The sequence below is a fragment of the Shewanella sp. SM74 genome (genome assembly GCF_025653725.1).
GTDB lineage: Bacteria > Pseudomonadota > Gammaproteobacteria > Enterobacterales > Shewanellaceae > Shewanella > Shewanella oncorhynchi.
This window is the reverse complement of record NZ_JAKKRZ010000020.1, coordinates 72,628-98,887: the sequence shown is the minus strand read 5'-3', so window position 1 is coordinate 98,887 and position 26,260 is coordinate 72,628. Positions and strand designations below refer to the sequence as shown.

The window sequence follows — 26,260 nt, the reverse complement described above, 5'->3', positions numbered from 1 at the left end:
TCCGAGTAGGTCAGTGATGATGTTGCCAGTGACGCTGCCGCCTTCAGCAACCTCGTAAGTGTCATCGATGGCATCGGGTGCGTCGTTCTCGTTATCCACATTCAGGGTCACCGTAGCGGTATCGCTGCCGCCATTACCGTCGGTAATGGTATAGGTGAAGCTGGTTGGCGCCGGTTGGCTGCCATTGTGGGTATAGGTGAAAGTCCCGTCTTGGTTGATGACCAAAGAGCCGCCTGCCACTGCCACCGTGGCCACGCCATTCACGAAGGTGACGGGCTGACCATTGATTTGGGTGATCGTCAGCGTATCGCCATCGGCGTCGGTATCGCGTCCGAGTAGGTCAGTGATGATGTTGCCAGTGACGCTGCCGCCTTCAGCAACCTCGTAAGTGTCATCGATGGCATCGGGTGCGTCGTTCACTGGGGTAACTTCAATCGTTAGCGTTGCTGTTGAGCCTGTGTTAGTGGTGTAGGTGATGACAGGTACTTGGCCATTCCAGTTTTCATTTGGTGTGAAAGTGTAAGAGCCATCGGTATTGATGACTAAGTTGCCGCCTTCAAGTTCAACTGTGGTGCCTGCGGCCACGGTATCGCCGTTTACGGTGAAGCTAACGACCGATAAGGTGTTGTCCACATCGCTGTCATTGTCGAGCACGTTGCCTGTGGCAATCGAGTCTTCAGCAACGGTATTGGTGTCGTTGGCTAACACAGACGCATCATCAACCGGGGTCACATTAATGGTTAATGTGGCAGTTGAGCCTGTGTTAGTGGTGTAGGTGATGACAGGTACTTGGCCATTCCAGTTTTCATTTGGTGTGAAAGTGTAAGAGCCGTCGGTATTGATGACTAAGTTGCCGCCTTCAAGTTCAACTGTGGTGCCTGCGGCCACGGTATCGCCGTTTACGGTGAAGCTAACGACCGATAAGGTGTTGTCCACATCGCTATCATTGGCGAGCACGTTGCCTGTGGCAATCGAGTCTTCAGCAACGGTATTGGTGTCGTTGGCTAACACAGAAGCATCATCAACCGGGGTCACATTAATGGTTAATGTGGCAGTTGAGCCTGTGTTAGTGGTGTAGGTAATGACAGGTACTTGGCCATTCCAGTTTTCATTTGGTGTGAAAGTGTAAGAGCCATCGGTATTGATGACTAAGCTGCCGCCTTCTAGGGAAACGGTGGTGCCGGCGGTAACTGTATCGCCGTTCACGGTGAAGCTAACGACTGATAAAGTGTTATCCACATCGCTGTCATTGGTGATCACGTTACCGGTGGCAACGGTATCTTCATCAATGGTATTGGTGTCGTTGGCTAACACAGACGCATCATCAACCGGGGTCACATTAATGGTTAATGTGGCTGTTGAGCCCGTGTTAGTGGTGTAGGTGATGACTGGTACTTGGCCATTCCAGTTTGCATTCGGCGTGAAGGTGTAAGAACCATCGGCATTAATGACTAAGCTGCCGCCTTCTAAGGCGACCGTGGTGCCGGCGGTAACTGTATCGCCGTTCACGGTGAAGCTAACGACTGATAAAGTGTTATCCACATCGCTGTCATTGGTGAGCACGTTACCAGTGGCAACGGTATCTTCATCAACGGTATTAGTATCGTTGGCTAACGCAGAGGCATCATCAACAGGGGTAACATTAATGGTTAATGTGGCCGTTGAACCCGTGTTAGTGGTGTAGGTGATGACTGGTACTTGGCCATTCCAGTTTTCATTCGGCGTGAAGGTGTAAGAACCATCGATATTTAAAATTAAAACACCACCTTCGAGAGTCACTTCTGTGCCTGCTGCGTAGGTGGTACCGCTGATTTCGAAGCTCACAACACTTAGAGTGGAATCCACATCAGTGTCGTTATCGAGCACATTGCCAGTCGCTACAGTATCTTCATTGGAAGTGTTGCTGTCATTAGCAAGTGCTGAAGGTGAGTCTGCTGCAATGGTGAATTGTGGAATATTAACCGTCGTTCCAGTCAGTGCTTGGCCGCTTGTTGAGTAGCCTGAAGCTGCAATGGTTTCTGTGCCGCTACGGGCTAGAGTGACATAGCCCGAGTTACCATCACTGCCTGGTGTGTTGCCTGCTGCGGTTTCTGGTAGGTTCTGAGTTGGGTCTTCACCGGATGCAATAAGATCTTGTAATGCTTGAATTTCATCTAGGGCTGCTTCGTTAGCCGTGCCAGAGGCTGCTGCAGTAGTTTCGCTGGGCGCGACTTCATTTGATAGCTTAGTGCCATCATCGAAGGTAATTTCATAGGTTGCGTTTTCGCCAATATGGAGCACAGCACCTTTAGGGAGTTGTTCGCCATCCTTAGCGGGTTGATTTGAACCATCAACTTCGACATTGATTTGCCCTTTTACTAACTTAAGCAAACCTTTCTTTGATGTAATTACCGATCCCATAGTAAGCTCCCAACAGCCAAAGTGTGTTAATCCATAGACGCACAAGTCCAACAAATATGTCGCACTGTGATACAAGTGGTGGAATTTTAGCTAACGAAACGACTTAAGTCAATTTTTTGACGCTCTTGTGTTGCCTGCTCTTATGCGGTTTTACGGATCTTAATGCGCAAAAGTGACAATTTTTAGACCTATAACTAGATGTAGTAGCTATATCTATAAAAAGGGCCGTATTTAGTACTTTTTAACTCTAAGATTAAGCATAGTTATAAGAAATTAATCTGGATTGGGTTGGGAGAGTGGTTTTTACGGAAAAGAAGCGACACGATCTAGTTTTTAACATTTTTGGCAAGTTAAGTGGGTTTTAATATGCCAGCATTGGCAAGTGCCGTGATCTTTCGTTACTCAAATCACGGCGACTAGGTTGCAGGCATTGTAGAACTACAGATTAACCGCCTGACGATAACTTTGATTTGCGTTACCTTGTTCACCTAACTGTTCTTGAATCCGTGCAAGCGCCAACCAAGAGGCTTTTGTGGGTTCGAGTCGGCAAACATTTTGCCAGCAGGTTCTAGCTTCTTTCATATCCCGTGTTTGCTGATAAAGTTTAGCTAAGCACATCTGGTAGTCGGCATTATTCTCATGGGTGATTTCATGCTTGAGTAACTGCTTACGGATTTCTGTATCTTGGGCTGTCGTTATTTCTGGAATGACTTCTAAAAGTGCTGATTCAGGAGCAGTGCGTAATTTTTTCGAGAGTAGCTTCAGCGCTTGCTCTTTGCGATTAAAGCGGTATAAACCCACAGCATAAATCGCCAAAAACTCAGACTGATTGCGCTCACTGCGAGATAACCACTGCCAGCATTGTTCTAAGGCTTCTTCGCCTTTAATGGTTGCGGCTTTGAGTAAAGCGCAGTGAGTGATTACATTGAGTTCATTTAGCTGGGTGTCATCTAGGATCTGGCGTTTCTTCAAAATAGGTAATAATAGCTTGAGCGCATCCCAATCCTCTTGCGCTCGATATAACTCGAGGGCGAGTTTGAGTACCGGTGCTTTGCTCTTACTTGTGGGGGCTAATTTATCGAGCTCGGCGCGGGCTAAAGCTAACTCTCCTTGTTTTAACAGATATCGAGTACGCGTGGTTGCGACGGCATTCGCGGCCAGCGGTTGTGTTGCTGCACGGTCAAGATATTGATCACGCTCTGCTATTTTCTGTTGGTACTGGGCAGCACGAGCCGCTGCAAGTAAATTAAGTGCAGGGAGTTCGCCATTATCGGCGCCTTTTATCATAGCGCGTTCCGCTGCTGGCCAATCTTCTTCTGCCAGAGCCAGTGCACCCATTAAGGTATGCTTTTTCGCGGAGCGACGGCGCCAGTGGCGAGGAATAAAACGGCTACGCAGCATGAGATTAATGACGCTAATCACCAACCATTCTAGTACTTGGAACATGGCATAAAATACAATTAAGGCAATGATCCCAAAGACTAAACTGGTCTCAACCTGGTAGTCACCTGCCGCAATGTATACATAACCTGTGTTGCCCACCAACCAAGGGCTAATGCAGAGCCCTATTAGTATTATTCCTAAGAAAATTAATATCTTGATCATAATGGCACATCCTCTGATGAGGTCAGCTCACCATAGCTTGTCAGCTGTAATAGCAGAGGTTTTGCAGCAAAGGATTTCAGAGTAATAGGATCAAGTTCTAATGTCGCCAATGTATCGATTTTGGCGATGGCTTCAGCAGTGCTGTGATCTTGAGTATCAAAATAGGTTTGAATCCACTTACGCACCATCATTAATGATTGGTGATAAGCGGCTCTGTCGTAGCGGTATAACGCAAGTTGAGATTGCAGCAGTTTATGACGAATATTTTCAACCAGATACCACTGTTGCTCAGGAGCAAGTAAAGCGGGTGCATCGGCGGTTCTATGACGTATGGTGATAAAGTCTTGGGTTAACGCTTTCCACGTCTTCCCTAAGTTGCTCTGCCAGTCATTTAAATCGCCAGTAATGTTTGTATCTTCAGGGGCATCGGTTTCTGCATCGGTGCGATTAAGGGGTAGTTTATCGAGTTGCTCAATTAAGGCATCGAGGGCTAATACACTACCATCAATATCTGTGGTTTTAATACTTGCAGTCGCGGCGATATCTTTTGCCAGAGCCTTACGAATAGGTAGCAAAGCGGGATTGTTCATGGCGGCGATGGTTTCATCCGCCGACTTTAATAGATCGGTGGCGGTGCGGGGATCTTTTTCTAACCAAAGTTTACGGCCCGCCATGTTTACTAGATATTCGGCTTCTGACGCCATCCAATGCGTTGGACTGCGCTGGGCAAGTTTATTGATCCTGTCCTGCAGTTGATTTTGGTCTTCTGCCAATTTTGTTAATTCTTGATAGGTCTTAGCATCATTCAGTTGTTGCTGTTCAAGCTGGCCAATACGTTGATTGGGTTGTAGCAGGGCTTGCTGTAATTGGTCCTGCAGGGCGATATTTTTCGCATCCTGCGCCAGCAGTTGCTGTTGCATCTGTTGGTATAACATAAAACCGCCGCCAAGGGTGCAAGCGGTTAAACCCAGCGCTAATAACACCCCAAAGCGAATCGCCCACGAGCTTCTATTGGATGCTGGCGTTTGACTCGACGTGCTTGAAGGTGTGGCTTTGGCTGTTTGGGATTCAGTTGATGGCGCTGAAGTTATGGGCGTGTCATCAGTCGTTATTGATGGTTCAATAATAGAGGTAGCCTGTGATTCAGGGCTCTTTGCGTCGTGCTTGTTGTTATCCATTTAACAGTCCTTGAAAACATGCTACTGCCGAAATTCGAGTTAAATCGGGCTAAATAGCGCTTAGAGTTTAAGGGCGTTTAGCACGGCTTTGCTGTTGGCGGCATTGGCATTGGTGACTTGGGTTATACCAAAGGCGTGAGCTTGAGCTTCTACTCGGTTACTTGGGACTATGATATGACATGAGCGCAGCCATGCAAATAACTCTTTTGGCACTAGATTAATCAGGTTATCCAGTACTTCACCGCTGGTGACGACAATAGTGTCAATGCCAAACTCTTGCCATTGTTGTGCGATCTGTTGTCCATTGAGTGGTGGACAAGCCCGTTGATATACTTCCCAATAGCGCACTGTTGCCCCGCGCTCAGCCAGTCGTTCAGCTAAGGCTTCACGGCCACCAACGCCACGTATGATCGTAATCTGCTTACCTTTAATATCTTGCAAAGGCGCGAGCGTGAGTAGACCTTCGGTCTGCTGACAATCATCTGGGGCTTCGAGGGCTTCAATGCCGAGCTGATTTAATGCTTCCCAAGTCGCATGACCTACTGCGAAATATTGAGCTTGAGGCCAGCCTTTTATTCGAGAATGAGCGGTTGTTAAGGCATAGTCGGCAAAGCTGACTGCATTAGCGCTGATACAGATAATCATATCGGCGTGTGCCAGTGGGTGCGAGTTATTCGTTGTGATGGGCGGCGTTGCTTCGACACACAGTAGAGGTGTAACCCAATGGCTAATGCCTTGCTGATTCAAGGCATCGATCATGGACTGATTGCGCCCTTCAGGGCGCGTCAGTAAGACTTTCATCGACTTATGCTTTAGCGTAAACAGCGTCGAGTATGCTTTTTGCGCCTTTGCTCAATAGCTCTTCGGCAAGGGCAACCCCTAATTGCGTGGCGTCGGTTTTTGGACCTGTGATCACGCCTTCGATGATTTCACTACCATCAGGGTTACCGACTAGGCCGCGTAATGTCATCTCATCACCATTGATTTCGGCAAATGCGCCAATCGGCACTTGGCATCCACCTTCTAGGCGCGTGTTCATCGCGCGCTCGGCAATCACACGGTAGCGCGTTTCTAAATGTTCTAATGGTGCCAGTAGGGCCTTAACGCGTGCGTCGTTGGTGCGACATTCGATACCCACAGCGCCTTGGCCGTTGGCGGGCAAGGATTCTTCGGCAGAGATAAAGCTAGCAATCCGCTCAGACAATTTCAGGCGAATTAAGCCTGCAGCGGCAAGAATAATGGCATCGTATTCGCCGTTATCAAGTTTAGCTAAACGAGTGCCTACGTTACCGCGTAAATCTTTGATGATAAGGTCAGGGCGTGATGCGCGCAGTTGGCATTGACGACGTAGGCTCGAGGTGCCCACAGTTGCGCCTAATGGTAATTCGCTGATGGATTTATATAAATTCGATACAAAGGCATCGCGTGGATCTTCGCGCTCGCAAATAACTTCAAGGCCTAAGCCTTCGGGGAAGTCGACGGGCACGTCTTTCATCGAGTGCACCGCGATATCGGCAAGATCGTCTAACATGGCGACTTCAAGCTCTTTGACGAACAAACCTTTACCGCCCACTTTGGCTAGCGGCGTATCTAAGATAACGTCGCCTTTAGTGCTCATTGGCAGTAATTCCACCACAATACCGGGGTGAATGCGTTCTAATTCGGCTTTAACAAATTCAGCTTGCCACATGGCCAGCGGACTCTTGCGGGTTGCGATACGTATGCGGTTCTCAGACATGCCTAGTTTCCATCAAAGATCTTAGTTGCGCCAATGCTAACATTGGCAAATCGTTTATGTAAGGAAGCCGTATCGATTCTTTGAAGTTGGCGATGTTCTAGATACCGTGAAAGTGTGACGGGCTTCACGTTTAGTTGCTCGAGTTTGTAAAAGTGTTAACATGAGCACATTTCCCATAAGTGCTTAAGTGTTGTGTTTTTGAATGGATCGGCAAATACAGTTTCCTGATATAGCAGAAAGACTTAATAAGGTACGTATTGCACGCGCCCTAGCTTTGCTATCGCCGCTACAAAAACACTTATTCCATTTGATCCCTTTTTTAATTCACCAGAACGGTGTTCAGTATCCTGGCTATCATGCCGCCAATACGCCCTGCGGAATCAACGAGTATCAGGTTGGTGAGACTGAGTCCCAGGCCTGCGATGTGTTCTCGCTGCCTTTTACTACTCAAGAAGCGGATATCAATGCCTTTGAAGGTGTTTATGCGATGGGGAGTACTGGCAGTTTTGGCCAAAATGCCAAGAGCGATGTCGATGTTTGGTTAGTACATAGGGCCGATCTGTGTGCTGAGGATTTGGCGCTAATCAAGATTAAAGCGACTCGATTGACTGCTTGGTTTGCCGAGTATCAGTTTGAGGTGAATTTTTACTTAGTTCATCCGCAGCAGTTTTGTGGCGGTAAAGCCGTTCGTGGATGTCAATCAGCAATGGCCCATGAGCATAGCGGTAGTATGCAACATTGGTTATTACTTGAAGAGTTTTATCGCAGTCAAATTCGTTTGGCGGGTAAAACGATTGCATGGTGGCCAGACGCTAAACTCAATCCTGCGCTCTTGTCCCTAGGCGATGTACATGAATTACCTGCGAGTGAGTACTTTGGTGCTTCGTTATGGCAGCTCTACAAGGGCTTAGAAAAGCCCCATAAGGCGCTGATTAAAGTATTGCTACTCGAGGCTTATGCCAGTGATTATCCCCATTCAACTCTGCTTTGTGATCACTTATGGCAGAAAACGCTTGCAGGTGATTTTTCGACGTCGAATGATGCCTATTACTCTATCTATGAGATTATCGAAACCTATTTACTTAAGCAGAATGATACTCGCCGACTAGAGATAGTGCGGCGCTGCTTCTATTTAAAATGTGGCGTGCACTTGAGTCGAACCCAAGAGGGCAAAGATTGGCGTTATCCTAAATTGCAAAAGCTGGTGCAGGATTGGCAATGGCCAGATAGTCTGATTAGCACTTTAGACAATTGTGAACATTGGCATAGTGGCCAGCTCAATTGGTTTAACGAGCAACTGAATGAACTGTTATTAGCGAGCTACCAAACCTTATTACGCTTCGCATCGACACATGAGTTAAATGAAGGTTTGCGGATCGAAGATTTGGGAATGCTGACTCGCAAGTTGCATACCTATTTTAGTCAAGATGAAGACCAAATCGCTAAGCTAAATTTACTGTGGAGTGCTTCAGTCGCTGAGTCCGAAGTGACTATGGTCTCAAGCTCCCGCGAGCGCCAATATTATCTGTATCGACAAGGGCCTCAGCCACAAAATTTGTTAGGCGAGTCGGCAATATGTAAGGGAAAAACCCCTTCAGCTTTAATGATTTGGGCATGTTTAAATGGGATCTCGACGCCGAGTACTCAATGGCATGAATATGGTCAGAGTAAGGCAAAGTCGAAACGGCTTACCGAAGCTTCTAAGCGGTTACTGAATTTTATCGACCACGATTGGCGTGTATCTAAACGTGACTTATGCCAGCCATGGCATTTTCGTAAGCTGATTTTCGTGCTCAATCTGGATTGCGATCCCACCATTGAATGGCAAGGACAGGAAATGATGGTCGATGTGATGAATGCGAACGTGTTCTCACTCGGGCGTAAAAAAGCCAATATGCTTGGTGCGTTAGATGCGATTTGCTTGAATAGTTGGGGTGAATGGCAGTGTCATCGCTTCGAAGGCGATACGGCGGTATTGCAAGCCTTAGCCTTTGTGACGCCGGGGCTAAGACGAGCCAGTTTACCTGTGGATATGGATGTGATCAGCTGTTCACAGAAGTTACGCCCACAGCTTAAATTAGCAGTGAAAAATCTACTAAAACAAACCATGCGTTTGTGCCAACAAGTGCAGCAATCCAGCACCTTAGTGCAGCCACTGCAGATAAGTCGTACTCGCTATGGGATCTTTTTTAATCCCTTAGGCATGGCCTATCAGGACTTGAGCGATGCCAAGTCATTTTATCAACAGTTATCCCGCAGTCATCTTGTACTATTGCCGCGGCCTGAATTAGGTGACGATCCCTTTTCGAGTATGCCGAAAGTGGTGCAAAACTATGCGGCTAAAGGCGCGATTCAGTATTTTCTACGCCAACGGGTCGATAACTTGGATGTATTTATCCTCGATGAGGAAAATCAACTAAGCCATTACGTGCAGGCGGGATCAAACATGGCCGAGTTGGTAAATAAAGTGAGCCATCACTATGTGTTCGATGAGCATTATGCTTCACGGGCGCGGTTTAATATTCCGCAATTTTTCCATTTAGTGCGGGTAGCCGGAGAGTTAACGGTGGCACCTTTCGGTATCGATGTTAGCGATCAAGACACTGAGTTTTAGCTGGTTTTTAACATAAATAATGGGAGCCAAGGCCCCCATTATTGTTTTGTACTATTACGGTTTTGCACTACGACAGGCTTAGATTAGAAGCTAAGCTTAATGCCGCCTTGGCGCTCGATAGACTCTTGCACGAATGGCATAAATTCGCCGCCATTTCGTCCGTCCATCCATTTACCTTCAACAAAACCAAAGTGATATCCACCAAAGCGTGTGGCGACCCAAATCTCATGCAAAGGTTCTTGCTTGTTGATCACTATCTTAGAGCCATCAACAAATTCTAATTGCAATACGTTGCCACTGGCATCGATATCAAGATCGGCATCTTGCTCATCAATCGCAGTTTCAATCGCATTTTCTATGGCTTGGAACATGTCATCGGCGAGCTGGTGAAATTCTGTATCTGTCATGGCCATGCATTTCTGTCCTTTGCTTTCGTCAAGATGGGTGCGATTATAAGGCCATTAGTCCCCAGATGCACAGATGTTGAGAAAAATGAGACTGTTTTTATTGTTATTGCTTGGTAGCCTATTCATTACTGCATGCGGCCAGAAGGGCCCCCTCTATCGATCTCCGGCCACAGAGGTGAATCAGCCTAAAAAGGTTGAGGCGTCTAAACCTGAGCCTGAAGTAGAAGAGATTAAAACCGAAATTCGAGCCATCGAAGTACAAAAAACACAACAATAATAGCAGCTATAACTATCATCACTATCGCAGCGATAAAGCGCAGTAAGGAATCAGACATTGGATCACTTTCTCTACCAACAAAATGCCCTGCATGCAGAAGGCTGCCAGGTCGCCGACTTAGCTCAAACTTATGGTACGCCGCTGTATATCTATTCACGCGCCACGCTAGAGCGCCATTGGCATGCCTTTAATAACGCCGTGGCAGATCATCCACATTTGATTTGTTACGCGGTTAAAGCTAATTCGAACTTGGCCGTACTGAATGTGCTGGCACGTTTAGGCAGTGGTTTTGATATCGTTTCGGGTGGTGAGTTAGCAAGAGTGATTGAAGCGGGCGGCGATCCCGCTAAAGTGGTGTTCTCTGGCGTGGGTAAAACTGCGACCGAAATGGAACAGGCACTTAATCTGGGCATTTATTGCTTTAACGTCGAGTCGAGCGCCGAGCTTGAGCAGTTAAATTTGGTCGCAGGTCGTTTAGGTAAAGTGGCGCCAGTTTCCTTGCGAGTCAATCCCGATGTGGATGCGGGTACTCATCCCTATATTTCGACTGGCCTTAAAGAAAATAAATTCGGTATCGCTATGGATGAGGCCGAAACCGTCTTTGCCCGTGCCCATGCTTTGCCACATTTAAAAGTGAAAGGTGTCGATTGCCATATCGGTTCGCAATTAACCGAAATTCAACCTTTCCTCGATGCAATGGATCGTATGCTAGCGTTGATCGATCGTCTGGCTGAACAAGGTATTGTCATTGAGCATTTTGATGTGGGTGGCGGTTTAGGTGTGACCTATGATGCTGAAACTCCGCCGCATCCTGATGTGTATGCCGCCGCCATATTAGCGCGTATGGGCGACCGTCAACTGAAGCTGATCTTCGAACCGGGCCGTGCGATTGCCGCTAATGCGGGGATTTTTGTTACTCAGGTGCTGTATCTGAAAGAAAACAGCGACAAGCGTTTTGCGATTGTCGATGGCGCGATGAATGACTTAATTCGCCCAGCACTTTACAGCGCATGGCAAAATATTATCCCAGTCGTGCCAAGGGACTCTGAGGCCTATGAGTTTGATATTGTTGGTCCAGTGTGCGAAACCGGTGACTTTTTAGGTAAAGATCGCAAGCTGGCTTTAGTGGCTGGGGATTTACTGGCTGTGCGTTCGAGTGGTGCCTATGGTTTTGCGATGGCCTCTAACTACAACACGCGTCCTCGTGCGGCCGAAGTCATGGTCGATGGTGAGCACGCTTTCTTAGTGCGTGAGCGAGAAAAATTGTCTCAGCTCTGGCAAGGTGAGCAACTCCTGCCGTAAACTAGAAAAATTATATTGATTCAGGCGCTTGGTTTCATACTTAATGAGCGGCGCCTCGGCTTAAAGGATAAGTATCTTGATCCAATTCACTAAGATGCACGGACTGGGTAACGATTTTATGGTGGTCGATGGGGTCACGCAGAACGTGTTCTTTTCGCCTGAGCAGATCCGCCGTTTAGCCGACCGTAACTTTGGCATAGGTTTCGATCAATTACTGTTGGTTGAGCCGCCCTATGATCCCGATTTAGATTTTCATTATCGCATCTTCAATGCCGATGGCACTGAAGTCGAACAATGCGGTAATGGCGCCCGCTGTTTTGCCCGTTTTGTGCGCAATAAAGGATTGACCAATAAGAGTAAAATCCGTGTTAGCACTTCATCAGGTAAGATGACTCTGCGTTTAGAGCGAGATGGCACAGTCACCGTGAATATGGGCGTGCCTATTCTTGAACCAAGTCTGATCCCCTTTAAAGCCAAGAAAGCCGAAAAAACCTATTTACTGCAAACACCACTGCAAACCTTTTTATGTGGCGCGGCTTCTATGGGCAATCCCCATTGTGTGCTCGACGTTGAAGATGTGGCGAGCGCCGCTGTTGCTGAAATTGGTGCCATGCTCACTAAGCATGAGCGCTTTCCCCGTGGTGTGAATGTGGGATTTATGCAAGTAGTAGATTCGGGCCACATTAAGCTGCGGGTGTATGAACGTGGTGCGGCCGAAACTTTGGCCTGTGGCACTGGCGCGTGTGCAGCTGTGGTTGTAGGTCAAGTGCAAGGGAAGCTCGGCCAGCAAGTGCGGGTGGATTTACCCGGCGGTACTTTAACCATCAACTGGGAAGGCGAGGGGAAACCTTTGTGGATGACGGGCCCAGCGCAGCACGTTTATGATGGACAAATTCAGTTATGACAGAGCCCTTGATGCCGCAGACGAATGTGCCCTTTGATGAGTTGATTATTCGCGAGTATCTACTGGATAATCCTGATTTTTTCAATCGCTATCCCGAACTATTGCTGGCAATGCGTCTGCCCCATCTGGAGCGCGGCGCCATCTCTTTGGTGGAACGTCGTCAAGAAATGCTACGCCAGCGAGTCAGCCAGTTGGAAGAAGAGATCACCAGTCTGTTAACGATGGCGGCGCGCAACGAGAAAATTTACCAATTCAACACTGAGTTATCCTTCCAGCTACTGAATTGTGCCGATCTTGTGTCACTTAAAGAAGTGTTGGCCGATAGTTTGAAATTACAGTTTAATTTCAGTCATGTGCGTTTGATCAGCGTTCTCGATGCCGATATGAAGGCAATATGGGATCAAAGGCTGCATAAAGGTCACTATTTTGGTCGGCTAACGCAACAAGAAGCCAAACGCCTATTTGGTAGCGAAGTTGGGTCGGTGGCACTGACTAAATTGTCGGAAGACAACCCGGTGATTTTTGCCATTGCTAGTCAAGATGTCACCCATTTTCATCCTGATATGGATAACATGCTGCTGGAACAGTTGCGGCGTTTACTGGCGCATATGCTTGCCAAGCTGTAACGGCTGTTGAGCTATAGTGCTCACCCAAGGCTTGGCAAAACCCATGAGGAAACCGATATGAGTACGCAAACAGGCGAAGTGTCGGCATTAAATACTCAATGGTTACACACCTTTGAACGTTATCTGAGTACCGAGCGACAGTTGTCTGCCCATACAGTACGGAATTACCTTTATGAGCTTAATCGTGGTAGTGATCTCTTGCCCGAAGGCGTGCATTTACTCAATGTGAGCCGCGAGCATTGGCAGCAAGTGTTAGCCAAATTGCACCGCAAAGGTTTAAGCCCGCGATCGCTTTCTCTGTGTTTATCGGCGGTAAAACAATGGGGTGAATTTTTGCTGCGCGAAGGCGTGATTGAGCTTAATCCCGCCAAAGGCTTAAGTGCTCCCAAACAGACCAAACCTCTGCCGAAGAATATCGATGTCGATGCCATCAGTCACTTGCTGGACATTGAAGGTACAGATCCGCTGAGTCTGCGTGATAAAGCCATGATGGAATTGTTTTATTCCAGTGGCTTACGTTTGGCGGAACTTGCCGCGCTTAATTTATCCAGTGTGCAATATGATTTGAAAGAAGTGCGAGTCTTAGGTAAAGGTAATAAGGAGCGTATCGTCCCAGTCGGTCGTTTAGCGATTACTGCGCTGCAGAATTGGCTCAATTGCCGAAAGCAGATCCCCTGTGAAGATAACGCCTTATTTGTGACAGAAAAAGGCAAGCGACTTTCCCATCGCAGTATTCAGGCGCGCATGGCTAAATGGGGTCAAGAGCAGGCATTATCGGTGCGAGTACATCCCCATAAGCTGCGTCATTCCTTTGCCACTCACATGTTAGAAGCGAGCGCCGACTTGCGGGCGGTGCAAGAATTATTGGGTCATGCGAACCTAGCGACCACACAAATTTATACCAGTTTGGATTTCCAACACTTAGCGAAGGTGTATGATAACGCCCATCCTAGAGCGAAAAAAACACAGGATAAATAATGCGTTGCTATCTTAGACCTCAACATATTCAAGCGATCAGTTTCGATCTTGACGATACCCTGTACGACAATCTGCCGCATATTTTAAATGCCGAGGCAGAGCTGGCGACGTTTTTGTTGCAGACTTATCCATTATCGCAGGCGTGGCAACCCCATGATTGGCGCAGGCTAAAACTGCAACTTTTGCAGCAAAATCGCGAGCTTGCCCACGATACCAGCGCCGCCCGTTTAGCTACGCTTCGCCAAGGGTTAATACAGCTAGGGTATTCGCCAGTGGAAGCCGAGCGCGGCGCCGAGCAAGGGTTAGCGTGTTTTTATTTTCATCGCAGCCATTTTCAAGTATCTGACGAAGTGCTCTTGTTACTTAAACGCTTATCGCAGCATTTTAGATTAATCGGCATCACCAATGGCAATGTGGATGCCGAGCGAATTGGTTTGGGCGATGCCTTTGAGTTTGTGTTGCATCCTGGCAATGGCGTGCATATGAAACCCGCTAAAGACATGTTCGAATTAGCTTGCTCGCGGTTAAATATTGCACCGCAACATTTATTGCATGTTGGTGACAGTATGAATGCCGATGTGCGCGGAGCGCGGCTGGCGGGGTGCCAGTCTGTGTGGTTGAATCCGAGTTTTGGCCGAGTCGATTCCTTACCTATCGCTGCCTTGTTGCCTCATTTAGAAATTAATGCTCTCGACGCGTTAATCAAAGTGCTGGCTATCGACGCAAACTAATCCCGCGAGCATTGTTGAATCTGCATCTTTGCTAATCTAAGGGTGATTGAGATCAAGGTTTGCCTCCTAAATTTGCACTAGAGTTAAGCCTAATATTACTGAAGTCACTGACTAAGGCTGTGTTATGGCGCGTATCGGGTTGTTATTACTGCTCACTTTATGTTGGACAGCGCCGGTATCGGCCCATGAGATCCATTCGGGTGGCGGTTTCATGTCGGGTTTTAATCATCCGGTATTGGGCTTCGATCACTTGCTGGCTATGTTGAGCGTAGGCATGTTGAGCACCCAGCTCGGTGGCCGCGCAATTTGGACTGTCCCCTTAGCGTTTGTCACCTTTATGTTAGTGGGCGGGATTTTAGGCTTATACGCTATTGCCGTTCCCTTCGTTGAAATCGGCATTGCCCTCTCGGTATTGTTACTCGGCCTTGCCATCGCTTTTGATCGTCAAATCCCATTGTTATTTGCCATGGCATTTGTGGGCGTATTTGCGATTTTCCATGGGCATGCCCACGGCGCAGAAATGCCTGAATTGGCAAGCCCGGTCTTGTATGCCCTAGGATTTTTATTTGGCACTGCGGTCATCCATTTAGGCGGCGTAATGATAGGCCTTGGAATGCAGCGGATGACAGGACAACGTAACCTAATGCGTGTCACGGGCGCAGCGATTGCTGCCATGGGCGGTTGTTTGTTAGCTGGATTTTGACGTAATAACATGTCGGATTAACGCGCCTTGAGCTGCTTCATGCAAAGATGGGCGCGGCGTAACAGTAGATTGACCTGCCGACGGCTCGCATGCATGTCGGCATCTCCCACCCTAAAATAACTCCCAGTGTAAGGATCGCTGCCGACGTAGATAGGTTTTAGCTGCTCAGGCGCCAGCGGTACGCGGATACGAATGAGTTTTTTGTTCATAATTTCAATAATCTGTACATCTGAAATCGCTAAAAGATTGTGACTCGTGCGACTCGGGTCATCGAGGATTTCCCAAAATTCTTGTAAAACAGGAAGCGGATTGGGAATGCCTTCAATACTGAAATGGCCACGCTCTTCCCGCACACCTAGGATGATTTCACCACCCAAAGTGTTGGCAAAAGAGCTATAAGTCGCCCAAATGTCTTCGGGTAATTGACCTTGGCCATCGCGGCCACCTGCGAGTTTAAATTCTACTTGGGCCGATTCGTGCAAATTGGCAATATCATCGAGTGCAAATGATTGAAATGTCATGGCAGCTTATCCGTCAGCGACACATGACTTGTTGTAGCACGTCAACAATTGAAAGGCCAGACTTAGGTCTGGCCTCAAGGTTAAGCGGAAAATCTGTAATTTGGAGCCGCTACGGGATAAACATTTAATCAATTATTGAGTCAGACCCAATGCCTTAGGAAAAAGAATATTGTTTTCTAAGTGAATATGCTGATGTAAGTCCGCCTCAAATTCCGCCAGAGTGGCATAACAAACACGCCATGTAGTGCACGCATATTCAGGTGGTGTGAAGTTGTTAGTGAGCTCGTGTAATTTTTGCAAAATCAAACCGACTTCTTCATGCTCATGTTGCATCGCATTGATGGGGTTGCCAATATGGCCAAAGCAAGCCTCAACCTGCTCTCCATGACTCATGGCGCGGATCGCCGGAAACAGTATTTTTTCTTCCTTCATTAAATGTGGCATTAAGTCTTCAACTAAGGCTCGTACCCAACCCGCAAAGGGAACGATTTCGGCATAGTGCTCACCGTGAGCGCGAATCATTTTCTCGGAATATTCGACCAATAAAGGGGCTTTTTCGCGCACGTATTGATGGTGCGTTGATTCTATATATTCGATAAGTTGATCTAAGGGTAATTGATTTAATTCATCTTCTTTGCCACCGGTAAGTGTTGCGGCATTCAGCGCAGCAACCACTTTTGCGGGATCTACATCTGCACGCTCACAGGCGACCACCAGTGATTTACCCCCGCCACAACAAAAATCGATACCAAATTGACTAAACACATGTGCGCGGCGAAAGTCTTCCGCCACTAGCTCACCAATTTTTCGTTCTAGCCAATGATTGTGTTGAGAATTAAACCCATGGGGTGGGAGTTGTGCATCTTTTGAGACAGAAGTAGCAGACATGAGTAGCTCCAGAGCAGCAATAAATTTACATTCATATTATTTGCAGCTTTTAACCATGACAACTAAACCCGACTAAAATAGTCAGGTTTTGCAGTGCCAGTCACATAAATGGAGTCAAATAGAAGGAAGGCTATCTGATTGTTCTGAGCTACAAGCAACAGGAAGCTAAGATGGCTAGCCCGTTATTTTGACCTTGTAACCTTATCAAGTTGACGTTGAATCAGTTCGCTGGAGATTTGATTCATCCTAAGGGGGGGAAATCGCCCTCAAAGAGCCAAAAAAGAGGCACGAGGGCGGGTGTTAGTGGTTGGCGTGAATCAGTCTGGTACAGAGTGATTCACGGATTAAACGACCATGAGGAAATCTATCGCTAACGCCGCGATTAAAACTTTAAATCAGGATACTTACTCCTTAGCAAAGGTATTACATGATTTAAAAAACAAAAGACTAAACCACAAATGCTGATGGTTTTTTCTGGATGCTTGTCCGTTTCAATTTTTACATACGTTGTTTGTAAGTTGGCCGATGAACTCGGAAATATAACTCTATGGTCAGCGTGCGCTTGGCCAATTATGAAAGACTTAATATGTATAAAAGCATTTAAGGCAAAATGGTAATTGGTTTCCCAATTCCCAGGGTCATTCTCAGATATTTTAACCATTAACTGATTAATGCTAGGAAAAGCCTCATTTTTAAACTCACATAACTCGTTAACTTTCCTGGCATGAAATGAAAATTCTAGAAGGCTAAAAGTAACTACTTCATTCCAAGAGCTACTCCACTCTGCTGGGAATACGGCGCTGGTGAAAGCGAACAACTGTAATGCATGTTTTTTAGCTTCAGATATATGTATTTCTACAAGCTTTTGTGTATTTTTTGAGTACATGAGTTCTGTTGACTTCCCTAATATTTATATAGTGCGCATGCGCATTAGCCCGAAGCCAGCGCAAAATGGCAGGATTTTGTGCGAGAACCAGACTAGGTAAGTCTGATTCACTCATTATCAAAATCTAACACTTTTTAGATCCATCAGATTGGATTATGGTCTCCATATTTAGGATTGGATTTATCGCCCTTAACGATAAATACGTTGATTGATGCAGAGTGTCGATAGCAAAGCTGATGCAAATTGGGTGGTTTGCCTGTGAATCCCTGCATAGCCCTATGCTTGATGCAGCATTCTTTTGATCTACTCCGCAATAAAAGTTACTAGCGCCTTTGGGTCGATAATATGCAGCTGCTGATCGCGTTTTTCGACAAGGCCGAGTTCAATGAGGGAGTTGAGTGCGCGGCGGTAGACGCGACTGCTGGTGCCAAAGCGTTCGGCTTCTTGCTCGACTTTGTTAAAGGCTCCGAGGGCGATATTGTTTTGACTACGTTGTAGCAGATCGAGGGCAATATTGACGGCGATGGGGTGCAATAGGCGGTTGGTGTAGATTGCCATTGAGTCTTGATAATCCCATGCCAGCGCTGAGGCAAAAAAGAGCGCTAGTTGCGGTTGAGTGACTATGCATTGCTGCAGTTTGGCGGCACAAATTACCTCGGCTTCCATCTGATCTTCGGCCATCACTGTCCACTGGCAGGGCAGTTTGGTAAAAAACTCAATTTCGCCAAAAATATGCTGATCACAATTTAGCTCACCTAACTGAAAGCGCCGACCATTGTGGGCGCTAGTATACATGGCGACTTTTCCTACGGACACGACATAAAGCTCACGCACATTTTGCCCCTGTTGCAACATGATATCACCGGGGGAAAATTGTCGACTGGCCGTTTGGCACTGAAATAAGGCCTGCTTAAAGAGTTCGCGCTGCTCGCTTAATGTGTCGCCAAAGCGGCTAGAGAGTTCAGGATGTAACTGCATGTTGATGATAGTTGTGGATATTGATGCGATTAAGGTACGCATTTCGCCGCAGGATTGATACTCATTCGATCATAAAATATGTAAATCCCTGCGTGCGGGCTGGCACTTTGGCGGCGGTAGATGGTCGATCGCATTGTGTGTCGCCGTTGTTGTGACGCTGCAAACGTGTGTTATGACAGGTCGGTGTGAGTGTGAGCTTTAGTGAGAATGATGGCGCATTGACTGCGCCATTAAGAGGATGACTTGGTGGTTATCTGGATGCTGCGTTTAGCGGCAAGGCTTACTGCTAATTAACCTCAACAAGCTCTAATCACACAGTGCGTTGAGCGCGGCTAAAATGGCATGTTGCTCACCTTGGGCGCTTGCTTTGGACGATGCAACATAGTCATTAACTCCTGCTTTAACATCTTGCTCAAATAGCACTACGTTGGTTAGAATCGCCGCCACTTTAAGTTGGCGCAGTCGGCCGACGGTGAATAACGCAGCGGTTTCCATATCGGCCCCGAGCACGCCTTGGCGATGCCAATAGTGGCAGAGCTCCTGTTCTTGATCGGTATAAAAACTGTCGTGGGAGCGCACTACGCCGCTATGGGCAATAATATGATACAGCGCGCAGTATGCTTGCAGTTTGCCGACCAAACGATGATTGGCACAGGCCGGAAAACCGGGCTTTACATAGCTGGCAGAGCCGCCATCATCACGCACTGCGGCCTCGGCAATAATCACATCACCTATGGCTATTTGCGGTTGTAGCGCACCGGCGGAGCCGATGCGGATAAGTTGTTTAACACCGCATTGATACAGTTCCTCAAGGGCAATGATCGCCGAGGGAGCACCAATACCTGTGCTGCAAACAGTGATTATAGTGTCGCCATAACGGCCACGCATCAGTCGAAACTCGCGGTTATCCGCCAAGGATTCGACATCCGTTAGATGCGCCGCGATGCGGTTGACTCGATTGGGTTCGCCGCAGACGACGGCTTTTTCACTGACTTGATGGGGCGCGACGAGAATATGGGGTTGAATACTCATTGTTGACCTTTATCAATTACTTAGCTTGGCGGTAGCCCCGAATTGTATCGGGCTACCGCGAAGGGAAAACTTAGATAAACAAACTGACAATTGCAGCATTCATCAAGTTTGCTAACGTCGCCGCTAGCAGTACTTTCATCCCGAGCTGACCAATCAGTCCCGCGCGTTGCGGTATCATTTGACTCAGGGCGCCACACACCATGGCCACTGAGCCGATATTGGCAAAGCCGCAAAGGGCAATGGTCATAATGGCATTACTACGTGCAGAGAGTTCCACATTGCCCATATTGGCGAAGGCAACAAACTCATTCATGGCGATTTTTTGCCCTAGGAAGGCGCCGGCAGTGCTTGCTTCAGCCCATGGAATACCAATCAACCAAGCTACTGGCGCAAACAAGGTGCCGAGGATCATATCTACGGTTAAGGTTGGCATGCCAAACAGTTCACCAATCGCGCCTAATCCGCCGTTCAACAATGCCATGAGGCCAATACAGGCAATAATGACTGCGCCGACGATGGCAGCGATTCCCATACCAGCAATAGCGCCTTTGGCTATGGCATCAATAAAGCTGCTGGGCTTTTCATCATCGGGTAATTCTGGCACTTCATTAACGGTTGGCTCGGTTTCTGGGATAAGCAACTTAGCGAACATCAAACCAGCTGGAGCTGACATAAAGCAAGCCATAATCAGATAGTTAAGCGCAACGCCCATCCCCGCAAGGCCCGCTAAAATGGAGCCAGCAATCGAAGACAATCCGCCAACCATTACCGCAAAAATTTGCGCGCGGGTGAGAACGCGGTGGTAGGGCTTGATCAGTAACGGTGCTTCGGTTTGGCCGAGAATAATATTGCCCGCCGCATTCATTGACTCCGCCCGTGACGTGCCGAGTACCTTTTGCAAGCTGCCGCCAATAATTAACACAAACCACTGCATAATGCCTAAGTAGTACAGCAAAGAGGTGAGTGCGGCAGTAAAGATGATTTGCGGTAATACCTGTAACGCCCAGACAAAACCTATGCCTTCAACGCTGAAATTGACTAAGCTGCCAAAGGCAAATTTGATCCCTTCAGTACCATAACCAAAGACTTTGCCTACAGTATTTGATACGGCCAGCAGTACATCGGCACCGATCTCGGTTGCCAGCACAAAAAAACCGAGCGCGATGATAATGCCAAATGCACCGATAACGGCGCGCCAGCTGATCAAACGGCGGTTCTCAGAAAACAGCAAACCTATGCCTAAGAGTACAAAAATGCCAAGGATGGACTGGATCATACTGAGTGGTCCTTATATGAATTAACGGCTGCAATCACACGCTCGGCGTGGGCCTTTGCAAGGGAAAGGGTGTTGGACTTATTGCCACCTTCGGCGGCAGTGGAGTTCATCTCAAAGCTAATAATGGTATCGATAATCTCGACAGCGGCTGCGCGAAATGGGTGTTCGTAAGCTTGTTGGTATACGTTAAAGGGTAAAAAGTTAAAGCCTGTTTCGCTGTAGGAGTCCTCAGTCGCCCCCGCAGTGATAGAAAACAGGACAGGTTTACCTTGGAGCTGGCTACCATTAGGGCCAAAGGCAAAACCATAGGTAAATACCTCATCAATCCAATGTTTGAGCACGGCGGGGTAGGTGCTCCAATAGAGCGGGAATTGCACCACAATAACATCGGCATCGAGCAACTGTTGCTGCTCCGTGGCGGTATCCCCATCAAACTGAGCCACTGAATTGATACGCCAGCTCGGTTGCTCAGCCTCAAGGGCAAGTATGCAGGCATTGGCCACAGACTGAGTTAAGTTGGGGTGCCCGTTTAGCACGAGTATGTTCATTAGCTAGCTCCTGAGAGGAAACGGTGCCGCCATGCAGCCAAAACCAGAGGCTCAAGCACCGAGTTACGAAGTCATGGCGTGGATTATAGGGAGGGAAGGGTGAATACAAGAGGACATTTGTCTCCTAGCACCTGATGCAGCTCATACTATTGTGAAAATTTGATTAACATATCGATGTAAAAATGAATGAAGTGATAAGCGCAATGTCGGGTCATCCCTGAATGCTAACGTTTATTAAGCGCTCAGCTCTGCTCCCAATCTTTTCATCCTGACTGCGTAAAATAGTGCTAAGTGCATGCGGCACCAATGTCGAACGCTGGTTAGCATTCTGTCATTGATGCTTCTTGCACGATGAAAACTTAATAAAGCGATAGGGCTTAATGCGTTTGATTACCCTAGTTGTCCCGCAATCATAAGTTCTTTTGTTTCAGGGACTTCATTATAGGATAAAACATGAAGTCCACGGGCGAATGCTAATGCATAACGCGCGAGGAAAGGCCTGAGTTGTGGAGAAACAAGTAGGATAGGGTTATAGCCTTTCTCTTTTGTCTCCGCGAGTAATTGGGGCATTCTTTGTTGTAGCTGCGCCAGTAGATTAGGTTCGATAGGGAAACTATCCAATGCAACTCGGCCCTGTTGCTGCGATTGATTTAACGCTGTCATTAAGGTTTGTTCTAATTCTGCGGTCAGCGTAAGTACATTCAACTGCGGACTGCTGCCTGCGATTTGATGCAAAATACTATTGCGTAAAGCGCAGCGCACATCGGCGGCGAGTAGAACGGGATCTTTGGTTTGCTCGCTGCATTCCAGCAAGGTCGTTGCTATGGTGCGTATGTCTTTTAGCGGCACTTGCTCTTTGAGTAACAAGCGGAAAACTTTGAGTAACTGTATGGGGGTTAAACAGGTACTGAGTGATTCCGCCAGTTTGGGGGCTTGCTTACTGAGCCTGTCAGTTAATTGCATAATATCATCATGTTGCAATAATTCAGGCAGTGATTCGCGCAATAACTTACTGACATGAGTGGCAATGATTGTCGCATTATCGACGACCGAATAACCTAAGTTAAGTGCTTTGGCCTTTAACTCTGGTGCAATCCAAATGGCATCCATTTGGTAAGCGGGTTCCTTGGTTAAAATCCCATCAATTTTACCGTAAACAGGACCACTTTTTATTGCGAGCAGCAGGTCAGGTTCTAGTTCGGCGATAGCCACTTGAGTGCCCATAAAGTTAATTTGGTATGCATGTGGTGCTAAGGCTAGATTGTCGCGCACTCTTACTTCCGATAGCAGAAATCCGATTTGTTCTGAAAGGGTACGTCTGATCCCTGTTAGGCGTTTTTGTAATTCTGCTCCTTTGGTTTTTTCGACTAGATGAACCAATCTATAGCCTAATCGTACTTCGATGATGTCGGTAAAAGGCAGGGATTCCCAGCTTGGCGCTGAAGGTTCTGTCAGGCTGGTTTCTATGAGTTCTTCAGTTTTCTCTTCAGTAAAGGAGGCCTTATTCTGGTTTTGTTTCCACGCCGCAAAGCCTAGTAGTATTGCAAAAGATAAAAATACCAGTGCTGGCATGCCCGGGGTGAGACCGAGAATCGCCATCACAATGGCTGCAGTGGCTAAGGTTCTAGGGTTAGCCAGTAACTGTCGACTCAATTGGGTCGGCATTTCTTCTGCATCGGATACCCTAGTCACAATAATTGCGGCAGCAGTGGCGAGTAGTAATGATGGAATTTGTGCAACTAGGCCATCACCAATGGTTAATAGTGCATAGGTTTTAAAGGCTTCTGTTGTACTCAGATCATGCATAAAGATGCCTATGCTGATCCCGCCAATAATGTTGATTGCTAAGATCAAGAGTCCTGCGATGGCATCCCCTCTCACAAATTTTGAGGCTCCATCCATGGAACCATAAAAGTCTGCTTCTCTGGCGACATCTTGGCGACGTAGGCTGGCTTGTTCATGTGTAAGTGTGCCAGCATTGAGATCGGCATCGATCGCCATCTGTTTACCCGGTAGAGCATCCAATGTAAATCGCGCCGATACCTCAGAGATCCGCTCGCCACCCTTAGTGATTACAACAAAGTTAATAATCATTAGAATTAAGAAGATAACAGCACCGACGACATAGTTTCCGCCAATGACGACTTCACCAAAGGCTTGGATCACTTTACCCGCAGCATCGCCTCCTTCATGACCTTCAATGAGTACTACGCGCGTCGATGCAACGTTTAAGGTCAAACGCATTAAGGTCGCAAGGAGCAATAAGGTTGGGAATACAGAAAACTCTAATGGTCGCCGGATCGAGACGCTCACCAGCAGCACCATGACGGCAAGGACGATGTTAAATGTAAACAAAATGTCCAGTAGCCATGCAGGCAGCGGTAAAATCACCATTGCCAGAATAGCGAGCAGCATGACTGGAATGCCGATATAGCTGTAATTTCCTGAAAAGGTGCGAGAAAGCCAATTCATAGGTTAAGCAATCCTTTAATCGTGACGTAAATTAGGGGGAATAAAAAAATGTGGTAAAGGCTCAGGTTTCTGCTGTAAGCCCTTACGAGATGCTTTTATTTGCATGACATAACTTAATACGTGCGCTATGGCGATAAAAAGGGCACTGGGTATCTGTTGATCGACTTGCGTTGAATGATAAATAGCCCGCGTGAGCGGTGGGATATCAATAATTTCAATATCATGTTTTTTAGCGAGTTCTCGCATATAGAGGGCGAGTTCTTCGGTGCCTTTAGTGATGACGTAAGGCGCATCCGCTAAGTCAGGATTGTATTTTAATGCCACGGCATAGTGAGTGGGATTAACCAAGAGAACATCCGCTTTTGGAATGGTGGTATCTGCCCTAGAGCGAGCCATTCGTTGCTGTATTTGGCGGATTTTAGCTTTAATCTCTGGCTTACCCTCTTGCTGGGTATGCTCGTCTTTGACCTCTTGGCGTGACATACGTAATTCTTTGCTGTTATGCCAATATTGGTAAGGCACATCAATAAAGGCGATCACGAGCAGCCCAGTACCAAGATAAAACATGCCTTGCGACAGTAGATTGATGCCATCACGAACCGCTTCATCAATAGGGCGTTGATTGTAGCTAAGTAGTTCTTGTAAGTGACCATTCAAGAAAACCAACATAATTCCGATCAGTAACACAATTTTTAGGCATGACTTGAGTAACTCAACAAGAGATTGAGCGGAAAATATTCTTCCGACACCGGCAAGAGGATCGATTCGACTGTACTTAAAATTAGCATTTCCAAAATTAAATATCGGCCCCCCAGGTAAGGCTCCTGCAACTGCGGCCAACAGAGCAACCATGATGAATAGTGGGCCTAAGATGCTTAGCATTTCGACTAGGCTGGCGCCAAGATGGCGCATCATGATGTCAGGTTGAGCTAACTCTGCCCGCGTGAGCAGCATATTGTATTTAGCTAATCCACTGACTCTCGTCGCAAACCAATCCGCATTACTGGTCAGCATGGCAGAGCAACCAACGACCAGTGCTGCGGAGGCAAGATCTTTAGAGCGTGGAACTTGGCCTTCTTCTCTCGCTTTACGCTTTTTCTGCGGTGTAGCTTCTTCTGTTTTATCTTGTTGGGGCGTTTTACTCATGAGATCCCTCCGATAAATTGGTACATTGCAGTTAATGCGTCTAAGCACAGATCACTGTAACGAGTTGGAATGCCGCTTAACGAAAGGAAGACGCAAATTAAGCCCATCAACAAGGTCATGGGAAACCCGAGCGAGAAGATGTTTAATGACGGCGCAGCACGGCTTAATACACCAAAAGTGATGTTAACCATTAACATGGCGAGTACTGCGGGTATGGCGAGCATCAGCGATGCAGCAAATAGCCAGCCCATTCGACTAACCAATCCCATTAGCGGTAAGTCAAAAATCCCATTCCCAATTGGCCATAAACGAAAGCTATCAACAATGATGTTGAGACCGACTAAATGACCGTCAAGAGCCAGAAAAATCAATGTACCAAAGATTTGTAACCATTCACTGAGAATGGGGTTGGTGTCGCCATTAGCAGGATCGTTCATCACCGCCATCGCTAGACCCATCTGCATCGACATAATAGTGCCAAGCATGGTCATCACATGGATTAAAATGGTTAAAAATAGCGCGAGCATAAATCCAATCAGTAGTTGTTCTATGGCTAAAAATAATGATCCAAGCGAGAGCGCATCGACAGCGGGAACGGGTGGCAGCATAGGTGCAATAAGCGCTGCAATACTTAAGGCAAGAAAAATTCTTACTGTTGCAGGCACATAAGAATTACCTAACAAGGGCATTATCATAAATGCCCCCATGATCCGGCAGAATGGCCACCAAAGGCTGCCGATTAACATGCTGAGTTCGGTTGAGGTGAGGGAAAGCATATCAACCGATAATATGAGGAATATTCATAAACAGCCTGTCAAATAAATCACTTAGCTGTTGTATGAGCCAATGGCCTGAAAACAGAACCATAAGTAGAGTAATGATAAGCCTTGGCAGAAAACTCAAGGTTTGTTCATTGACCTGTGTCGCAGCCTGAAATACCGCAACGATTAAGCCTAGAATGAGTCCCGGTGTCACCAACACAGAAACCATGATGATGACGAGAAACATTGAGTCAGCAAAGAGCGAGGTCAGTTCATTGATGTCCATCTA

General features: G+C 47.1%; 25 protein-coding genes. 8 read left to right on the top strand and 17 right to left on the bottom strand.

The annotated features are described in order from the left end of the window. The 5 genes from L5M49_RS18410 to hemC form a co-directional block, all read right to left on the bottom strand. Positions 1-2,400 (bottom strand): retention module-containing protein (locus L5M49_RS18410; protein WP_263266611.1); only part of this gene is annotated, 2,400 nt, incomplete at its 3' end. Between the two features lie 438 nt (positions 2,401-2,838). Further along, positions 2,839-4,005, bottom strand: a complete 1,167-nt coding sequence (locus L5M49_RS18405; RefSeq protein WP_263266610.1) for a heme biosynthesis HemY N-terminal domain-containing protein — start codon at positions 4,003-4,005, stop codon at positions 2,839-2,841. After that, the gene (locus tag L5M49_RS18400; RefSeq protein ID WP_263197086.1) at positions 4,002-5,183 is read right to left on the bottom strand and encodes a uroporphyrinogen-III C-methyltransferase; all 1,182 of its coding nucleotides are present in this window, start codon (positions 5,181-5,183) and stop codon (positions 4,002-4,004) included. The genes L5M49_RS18405 and L5M49_RS18400 overlap by 4 nt, the downstream gene beginning before the upstream one ends. A gap of 60 nt (positions 5,184-5,243) precedes the next feature. Then, positions 5,244-5,984, bottom strand: coding sequence for a uroporphyrinogen-III synthase (locus tag L5M49_RS18395; protein ID WP_263142975.1), 741 nt, complete (start codon positions 5,982-5,984; stop codon positions 5,244-5,246). A gap of 4 nt (positions 5,985-5,988) precedes the next feature. Continuing rightward, positions 5,989-6,921, bottom strand: coding sequence for a hydroxymethylbilane synthase (hemC, locus tag L5M49_RS18390; protein ID WP_131523367.1), 933 nt, complete (start codon positions 6,919-6,921; stop codon positions 5,989-5,991). Between the two features lie 202 nt (positions 6,922-7,123). On the opposite strand from hemC, the gene L5M49_RS18385 reads away from it, so the two are divergent. Continuing rightward, complete coding sequence (locus tag L5M49_RS18385) at positions 7,124-9,535, top strand: class I adenylate cyclase (protein WP_105250440.1); 2,412 nt, start codon at positions 7,124-7,126, stop codon at positions 9,533-9,535. Positions 9,536-9,618: 83 nt separating this feature from the next. Here L5M49_RS18385 and cyaY read toward each other — a convergent pair whose 3' ends face one another. Continuing rightward, entirely contained in the window at positions 9,619-9,948 is a 330-nt protein-coding gene (gene cyaY / locus L5M49_RS18380) for an iron donor protein CyaY (protein WP_105250439.1), read from the bottom strand. Positions 9,949-10,027: 79 nt separating this feature from the next. Here cyaY and lptM point away from each other — a divergent pair, with 79 nt between their 5' ends. The 7 genes from lptM to L5M49_RS18345 all read left to right on the top strand — a co-directional run bounded on the left by lptM (position 10,028) and on the right by L5M49_RS18345 (position 15,463). Beyond that, positions 10,028-10,219, top strand: coding sequence for an LPS translocon maturation chaperone LptM (lptM, locus tag L5M49_RS18375; RefSeq protein ID WP_168825920.1), 192 nt, complete (start codon positions 10,028-10,030; stop codon positions 10,217-10,219). Between the two features lie 57 nt (positions 10,220-10,276). After that, a complete protein-coding gene (gene lysA / locus L5M49_RS18370) occupies positions 10,277-11,521 on the top strand; it encodes a diaminopimelate decarboxylase (protein WP_173496191.1) in 1,245 nt (414 codons plus the stop codon). Positions 11,522-11,597: 76 nt separating this feature from the next. Next, positions 11,598-12,425 carry a diaminopimelate epimerase gene (gene dapF / locus L5M49_RS18365; RefSeq protein WP_105250436.1) on the top strand — a complete coding sequence of 276 codons (828 nt, stop codon included), beginning with the start codon at positions 11,598-11,600 and terminating at the stop codon, positions 12,423-12,425. Then, positions 12,422-13,051 carry a DUF484 family protein gene (locus L5M49_RS18360; protein ID WP_131523371.1) on the top strand — a complete coding sequence of 210 codons (630 nt, stop codon included), beginning with the start codon at positions 12,422-12,424 and terminating at the stop codon, positions 13,049-13,051. Before dapF ends, L5M49_RS18360 begins: the two co-directional genes overlap by 4 nt. 57 nt (positions 13,052-13,108) lie before the next feature. Then, on the top strand, positions 13,109-14,029 hold the full coding sequence (gene xerC, locus L5M49_RS18355; RefSeq protein ID WP_212601590.1) for a tyrosine recombinase XerC: 921 nt from the start codon (positions 13,109-13,111) through the stop codon (positions 14,027-14,029). Beyond that, positions 14,029-14,760, top strand: coding sequence for an HAD-IA family hydrolase (locus L5M49_RS18350; RefSeq protein WP_263266609.1), 732 nt, complete (start codon positions 14,029-14,031; stop codon positions 14,758-14,760). The genes xerC and L5M49_RS18350 overlap by 1 nt, the downstream gene beginning before the upstream one ends. A 124-nt stretch (positions 14,761-14,884) precedes the next feature. Further along, the gene (locus tag L5M49_RS18345) at positions 14,885-15,463 is read left to right on the top strand and encodes a HupE/UreJ family protein (protein WP_263266608.1); all 579 of its coding nucleotides are present in this window, start codon (positions 14,885-14,887) and stop codon (positions 15,461-15,463) included. Between the two features lie 17 nt (positions 15,464-15,480). On the opposite strand, the gene L5M49_RS18340 is transcribed toward L5M49_RS18345, so the two are convergent. The 11 genes from L5M49_RS18340 to L5M49_RS18290 all read right to left on the bottom strand — a co-directional run bounded on the left by L5M49_RS18340 (position 15,481) and on the right by L5M49_RS18290 (position 26,257). Further along, complete coding sequence (locus tag L5M49_RS18340) at positions 15,481-15,984, bottom strand: helix-turn-helix domain-containing protein (RefSeq protein ID WP_105250431.1); 504 nt, start codon at positions 15,982-15,984, stop codon at positions 15,481-15,483. A gap of 132 nt (positions 15,985-16,116) precedes the next feature. Continuing rightward, entirely contained in the window at positions 16,117-16,872 is a 756-nt protein-coding gene (ric, locus tag L5M49_RS18335) for an iron-sulfur cluster repair di-iron protein (protein WP_263266607.1), read from the bottom strand. A 382-nt stretch (positions 16,873-17,254) separates the two neighbouring features. Then, positions 17,255-17,758 carry a hypothetical protein gene (locus tag L5M49_RS18330; protein ID WP_198573127.1) on the bottom strand — a complete coding sequence of 168 codons (504 nt, stop codon included), beginning with the start codon at positions 17,756-17,758 and terminating at the stop codon, positions 17,255-17,257. 303 nt (positions 17,759-18,061) lie between these two features. Next, entirely contained in the window at positions 18,062-18,778 is a 717-nt protein-coding gene (locus L5M49_RS18325; protein WP_248068817.1) for a Crp/Fnr family transcriptional regulator, read from the bottom strand. Between the two features lie 264 nt (positions 18,779-19,042). Continuing rightward, on the bottom strand, positions 19,043-19,768 hold the full coding sequence (locus L5M49_RS18320) for a nucleoside phosphorylase (protein ID WP_263266606.1): 726 nt from the start codon (positions 19,766-19,768) through the stop codon (positions 19,043-19,045). 70 nt (positions 19,769-19,838) lie between these two features. Further along, positions 19,839-21,044 (bottom strand): NupC/NupG family nucleoside CNT transporter, encoded by a 1,206-nt coding sequence (locus L5M49_RS18315; RefSeq protein ID WP_263266605.1) that lies wholly within the window; start codon positions 21,042-21,044, stop codon positions 19,839-19,841. Beyond that, entirely contained in the window at positions 21,041-21,592 is a 552-nt protein-coding gene (locus L5M49_RS18310) for an NAD(P)H-dependent oxidoreductase (protein WP_263266604.1), read from the bottom strand. Before L5M49_RS18310 ends, L5M49_RS18315 begins: the two co-directional genes overlap by 4 nt. A 390-nt stretch (positions 21,593-21,982) precedes the next feature. Beyond that, the gene (gene flhA, locus L5M49_RS18305; RefSeq protein WP_263266603.1) at positions 21,983-24,064 is read right to left on the bottom strand and encodes a flagellar biosynthesis protein FlhA; all 2,082 of its coding nucleotides are present in this window, start codon (positions 24,062-24,064) and stop codon (positions 21,983-21,985) included. A gap of 15 nt (positions 24,065-24,079) precedes the next feature. Then, positions 24,080-25,210 (bottom strand): flagellar biosynthesis protein FlhB, encoded by a 1,131-nt coding sequence (gene flhB, locus L5M49_RS18300; RefSeq protein ID WP_173496194.1) that lies wholly within the window; start codon positions 25,208-25,210, stop codon positions 24,080-24,082. Beyond that, positions 25,207-25,986, bottom strand: a complete 780-nt coding sequence (gene fliR / locus L5M49_RS18295; RefSeq protein ID WP_168825895.1) for a flagellar biosynthetic protein FliR — start codon at positions 25,984-25,986, stop codon at positions 25,207-25,209. The genes flhB and fliR overlap by 4 nt, the downstream gene beginning before the upstream one ends. 1 nt (position 25,987) lies before the next feature. Then, positions 25,988-26,257, bottom strand: coding sequence for a flagellar biosynthetic protein FliQ (locus L5M49_RS18290; protein ID WP_006083412.1), 270 nt, complete (start codon positions 26,255-26,257; stop codon positions 25,988-25,990). Positions 26,258-26,260: the final 3 nt, after the last annotated feature.